3 protein-coding genes and 1 pseudogene are annotated in these 4,943 nt (G+C 70.6%); 2 read left to right on the top strand and 2 right to left on the bottom strand.

Features of this window, described 5'->3' with window-relative positions; translation table 11 throughout:
• Positions 1–85: 85 nt before the first annotated feature.
• Complete coding sequence (locus ACWD3D_RS33500; protein WP_451464481.1) at positions 86–616, top strand: hypothetical protein; 531 nt, start codon at positions 86–88, stop codon at positions 614–616.
• A gap of 255 nt (positions 617–871) precedes the next feature.
• Positions 872–1,924 (top strand): YncE family protein, encoded by a 1,053-nt coding sequence (locus ACWD3D_RS33495; protein WP_451464480.1) that lies wholly within the window; start codon positions 872–874, stop codon positions 1,922–1,924.
• Between the two features lie 194 nt (positions 1,925–2,118).
• Here the strand turns inward: ACWD3D_RS33495 and ACWD3D_RS33490 are convergent, their stop codons facing one another.
• The gene (locus ACWD3D_RS33490; RefSeq protein WP_451464479.1) at positions 2,119–4,257 is read right to left on the bottom strand and encodes a UvrD-helicase domain-containing protein; all 2,139 of its coding nucleotides are present in this window, start codon (positions 4,255–4,257) and stop codon (positions 2,119–2,121) included.
• A 43-nt stretch (positions 4,258–4,300) separates the two neighbouring features.
• Positions 4,301–4,943 (bottom strand): annotated as a pseudogene (locus ACWD3D_RS33485) (serine/threonine protein kinase); the annotation flags it as partial.

The following is a 4,943-nucleotide window of genomic DNA, read 5'->3' as shown; positions in this document are numbered from 1 at the left end:
GCCCCGCCGTCCAGCAGGGTTGGGCCCTGGCCGCCGAGGCGGCCTCCAAGAAGCTGACCCAGGGTGTCCCGCAGTTCGGTGACCCGTGGCCTCCAACGCGAGCGGGGCGAAGGCGGAGATCACCGCCAGCGAGGTCCAGCCCGGCGGGAAGCTCCATTTCAAGGTCACCGAGTTCCCGGCCTCGCAGGTGGTCACCATCAAGCTCGACGACGACGCCATCCTCGGGCAGTGGGACATCGACGCCGAAGGGTCGTTCGAGGGCGACGTGGAGATTCCGGCCGAGGTGACGCCCGGTGCGCACTGGCTGCGCTTCCTCGCCCCGAACCCCTCCACGACGCTCAAGGTCGACTTCACCGTGGTGGCCGCCGACGCCACGGCGGCCTCCTCGTCCACGTCCTCCGACGCGGCGGCGACCACCACCGACGAGGCCGTCAACGCCGCCTCGGTCCAGAGCGTCGACACCGGCGTCTCGTACGCGACGATCGCCTGGGCGGCCGGAGCGGCAGCCGTCGGAGGTGCCGTCGGAGCGGCAGGAGCCACCACGTTCATCCTGCGCCGCCGCAACCCGCGACAGGCTCAGCAGCCGCAGGATCAGGCCCAGGGACACTCCGCCTGACGGATCGACACCACGAGCTCGCGGCCAGGAGGACACCCTACCGGCCCGCTTGAGCAACTCCCCTTTCGTAGCGGGGCGTTGTGCGCACCTTCGCGCACGGCGCCCCGCGACGCATGTGACACCTTGAACGTTCACCCATCCCTCGAACTGTGACTCAAGCCACTCCTGAACCCTCACAACTTAGGTAAGGCTAAGCTAACCTAGTGATCAACGCCTCGCCACAAGAGGCGCACCAGTCAAGGAGATTGACGCAGCATGACGTCTGTAACCCGCCGCTCCATCAGCACCGCCATCGTCCTCGCCGTCGGCGGTTCGCTGGCCCTGGCCGGCACGGCGACCGCCAGTGCCACGGGACACAAGGGCGGATCCGCCTCCACCATCACGTCCGCCTCGCTGGCGACGGGCCTGTACCAGTCCTCGTACTCCGAGCGGAATCACGTGCTGTGGGCGACCACCGCCGTGGGCCGCCCGCCGGTCACCAACTCCAGCCTGCTGAAGGTGAACCCGCGCACCCTGAAGGTCGAGAAGACCATCGTGCCGCCGGTCACGGACGCGGCGACCGGCGCGGTCGAGGCCGTCTACGGCGTCGCGGTGGACGACGAGCACAACACCGTGTGGACGACCAACACCCGCAACAACACCGTCTCGGTCTACAGCCAGAAGACCGGCGCGCACCTCGCCACCCTGCCCGACGTCGCACACGGCCGTGACATCGTCGTGGACGAGAAGCACGACACGGTGTGGGCGAGCAGCTTCGCCGGTGCGAGCCTGGTCGCGTTCGACTCCAAGACCCTCAAGGAGAAGGGCCGGGTCACCATCGAGGGCTCCAGCCCGACCGGCCTCACGCTGAACGAGAAGACCGGCACGGTCTACACCGCCGACCTGAACAACGACCGCCTCATCGAGGTCGCCCCGCACAAGGCGCCGCGCTTCATCCCCGCCGGAGACGGCGCGATCTCGGTCGCCCTGTCCGCCAACGGCAAGACCGCGTACACCGCGAACCAGACCGCCGGAACCCTCTCGGTCATCGACCTGAAGAAGGGCGCCGTCACGTCGACCGTCACCACCGGCAACGGTCCGCTGGCCGTCGCCACCGACAAGAAGTCGGGCCGCCTGGTGGTCGTCAACCGTACCGACGCCAACGTGACGGTCGTCGACCCGAAGAAGGGCGCCGTCGTCGAGACCCTCGCCACGGGCGCCAACCCGAACCACGTCACGGTCGCCGACGGTGTCGCGTACGTCGTGGACAAGTCCGGCTCGGGCACGGACGGCAAGGACCTGATCCACCGCATCGTCCTGGGTCACTGACACCCGGTTCCCCGCACCGGCCGCACGCCCCGGCCGGAATCGCACGGCCGTCGGCCCGCTCCCTCCCGCTCTTGCGGAGGGGGCGGGCCGACGGCCGTCTGCGGCCATCACGTCGCCAGGTCCTCGGGCCTTCACTCCGCAGGCCCCGCAGGCCCCAGACCGTCAGACCGTCAGACGGCCGGACCGTCAGACCGTCAGACCGCTCCGGCTTCGACCAGGAACGGGCTCGGCGCACCGGTCCAGGACACGTGGAGACCGTCGCGGGCCCTGGTGCAGGCCACGAAGAGCAGGCAGCGTTCCGCCGTCAGATCCGCCTCGTGCTGGAGGGCGTCCGCATCGGCCGGTGTCACGGCGCCCGGGTAGGGCAGTGCTCCCTCGTGCACGCCGATGACGGCCACGCACCGGAACTCCAGTCCCTTGAAGGAGTGCATGGTTCCGACGCGGACGGCGGGTGTCTCCTCGGAGCCCGCCGACCGCAGCCGCGCCGCGGGGATGCCCGCGGCCGTCAGCCGGTCGATCGCCTTGGCGCAGGTCTTGTTGAAACGAGCGCTGACGCCGATGTCCGAAGGGCTCACCCCGGCCTCGGTCCAGGCGCCGATCCGCGCCACGAGGGCGTCCAGCTCCTCGTCCTCCGAAGCGGCCCCGTGGAGGGCCGGGCCGCTGCCGTGGAGGGCCGAGCGGTACCCCAGGAGCGTCTCGTTGCGGTCGTCGTCCTCCAGTTGCGCGAAGGGACGGCCGACCAGCAGCGCGGTGGACCAGCTGAGGATCTCGTGGGTGCTGCGGTAGTTCTTCCGCATCTTCGTCGAGCGACCGGCGACCTTGATGCCGAGCGCCTTCAGCGACACCTTCGCGTCGTAGATCCGCTGATGGGGGTCGCCGGCGATGAACAGGTCGTCGGGGCGCCTCGGGGCGGCGGCGCGCAGCAGCCGCCACTGTGCCGGGTGCAGGTCCTGCGCCTCGTCCACGACGATGTGCCGGTACGGGGGGACTTGCGTTTCCAGGATGCCGGCCGCTTCCACGCACGTGCCCAGGTAGGTACGGAGTCCGTCGGCGGCGAGCCCTTCGGAGAACGCCTGGACGGTACGCCACACGACCGCGCGCTGGGCGACGGGGAGCCTGCTCCCCCGGCCGGGCCGCTCGGCGGCTTCGTACTCCTCCCACGTGCGCAGGTTCTGCGCGAGGACGACGTGTTTGTACTCCTGCGCGAGGAACTGGACGGTGCCGGTGAAGCCCGTCGTGCTCGCGGCCCTCTCCCAGCGTTCCTGCTCCTCGCCGCCCATCAGGGGCCGGCGTGAAGTGGCGACGATCCGGCTGGCCAGCGCGTCCACGGTGGTGATGTCCACCCGGTCACGCAGGTGCGCGTCCTCGACGAGGGTGGCGAGCCCGCTGCGCAGCGCGTCGACGAGCGCGTTGGTGTACGTGGTGAGCAGTATGCGCTCGCCGTCGCGAAGGAACCCCAGGAGGTGGCGTACCCGGTGGAGCGCGACGACGGTCTTGCCGGTGCCCGGTCCTCCGGTCACCTGCGCCGGTCCCGAGTAGCTGGCCCGGTAGGCGACCTTGTGCTGGGAGGGGTGGAGGAAGACCCGCCACGCGGTGAACGGTTTGTCGAGGATGTCGCGGAGTTCCTCGGACGCGGTGACCAGGGCGATACGGGTCGTGGTGCGGCGGATGGCGGTCGCGAAGTCCGCGGTGTCCACGGGTTCGGTGTCGGAGGGGGCGGTGGAGAAGCTGAGGGACACCACGTCCCGCCACACCTCTTCGACGGTGAAGCCGGCGGCGAGGTATTCGAGGACTTCGCGCTGGTCCTGGGGGAAGTACGGCGCGAAGACCTCCAGTTGTTCGAGGGTGGTGAGAGCGCGGGCCTGGCGCAGGGTGGCCTCGTCGATGCCGAGCGCCGCGAGGTCCCCGTCGGACACCTTGGCGAACAGCCGCTGGTCGGGGGCGGGCGCGATGCGCTCGTAGGCGGGGGTCAGCTCGTCGAGCATCGCGATGTCACGGATCTCGACCGCCCGGGTCACGGTGTTGATGCTGGCCTTCTGCTGGACGGCCCAGTCGATCGCCTTGTCGTGCGGCATCACGCGCAGCAGCACGTAGGTGTCGCCCTTGTCGGGCGCGAGGACGACGCCCCGGGTCCCCTGGTCGATCCGGATGGTCCGGATGTGCGGGTCCCGGGCGCGCTTCAGGCTCTCCAGCTTCAGTCCCGGGTCCTTGAACAACTGGTCCAGGGTGAGGCGCTCGAACTTCTCCCAGGCGTCGAACACCCCCTGTTTGACACCGCTCTGGAGTTTGCCGAGCTGGGCGCAGAAACCGACGTCGAACGCGAGGTGGGGCATGGGACGGACTCTCCGAGGGGGTGGAATGAGCGGGGTGACGGGGTCAGTCGGCCGGGCCGTCGAGATCGAGGCCGATCAGGGCCAGCGCCTCACCGACCTCCTGGGTCATCTCGTCCGTGGGCCCGAAGACCAGACAGAGGTCGTCGTGCAGGGGCCGGAGAATCCGGTAGGCGTCCGCCGCCTGCCCCTGCGCGAGCAGCAGCATCCCGATGTCGCGGCGGAGTTCGACCGCTTCCTCGCTGAGATCGCCGTCGACGGCCCGTACGACGTCGAGCAGACCGCGCAGCGCGAAGAGCGCGTCGGTGACCTGACCGAGTTCGGCCCGGCACCGCGCCGCCTGGGCGCGGCAGGCGCGCGCGTGTTCACCGGTGGGGCCGTCGGTGCGTGCGTAGGCGTCCGCCAGCGCGTCGAACTCGGGCAGCGCCGTCCGGTAGTCCCCGCCGAGCAGTTGGATCGCGGCGCGGCGGGTCCGCAGCTCCAGCACCTTGCGGCTCTCCCCGCCGAGCGCGCGGGCGGCGGGTCCGACGATCTCGCCGAGCACCTCGGCGGCCTGGACGAACCGTTCCTCGTCGAGCAGGGCGTCGGAGTGCTCGTACGCCTCGTCGATCTCCGCCCGCAGCTGCGCGGGTACGGGGACGGGTGCGACCACCCCGGCGGCCGGTTCGGCGGCCTCGGGCGCGGGCCGG

The organism is Streptomyces sp. NPDC002690 (genome assembly GCF_053592415.1).
This window is presented reverse-complemented; position numbering and strand designations above follow the sequence as displayed.

Coding starts and splice junctions, on each gene's coding strand:
- ACWD3D_RS33495 (WP_451464480.1), top strand. CDS start 872: ATGACGTCTGTAACCCGCCGCTCCATCAGCACCGCCATCGTCCTCGCC.
- ACWD3D_RS33490 (WP_451464479.1), bottom strand. CDS start 4,257: ATGCCCCACCTCGCGTTCGACGTCGGTTTCTGCGCCCAGCTCGGCAAA.